Origin of the sequence: Lysobacter sp. TAB13 (genome assembly GCF_052113885.1) — a bacterium.
Taxonomy (GTDB): Bacteria; Pseudomonadota; Gammaproteobacteria; order Xanthomonadales; family Xanthomonadaceae; genus Lysobacter; species Lysobacter gummosus.
On sequence record NZ_JBFRDR010000214.1, the window covers coordinates 1 to 439 of the forward strand.

Sequence of the window (439 nt, forward strand, 5' to 3'; positions counted from 1 at the left end):
GCCCCAACGGCGCCGGGAAGACGACGCTGATCAGCATCATCTGCGGACTGGTGAACCCGACATCGGGCAGTGTGCTCGCCGATGGCCACGACATCATCAAGGAGTATCGGGCCGCGCGCGCCCGCATTGGGCTGGTGCCACAAGAGTTGACCACCGATGCCTTCGAGACCGTCTGGGCGACGGTCAGCTTCAGCCGCGGGCTGTTCGGCCTGCCGCGGAATCCGGCCCATGTCGAGCGCGTGCTCAAGGATCTCTCGCTCTGGGACAAGCGGGACAACAGGATCATGACGCTCTCCGGTGGCATGAAGCGGCGGGTGCTGATCGCCAAAGCGCTGGCGCATGAACCGCAGATCCTGTTTCTCGACGAGCCGACGGCGGGCGTCGATGTCGAGCTCCGCCAGGACATGTGGAAGCTCGTGCGTCGCCTCAGGGATGACGG

Annotated in this window: 1 protein-coding gene; it reads left to right on the forward strand. The window is 65.4% G+C overall.

The window, feature by feature from the left end; translation table 11 throughout:
* A partial coding sequence (locus AB4Y92_RS25880; protein WP_441822224.1) for an ABC transporter ATP-binding protein occupies positions 1-439 on the forward strand: 439 nt, incomplete at both ends.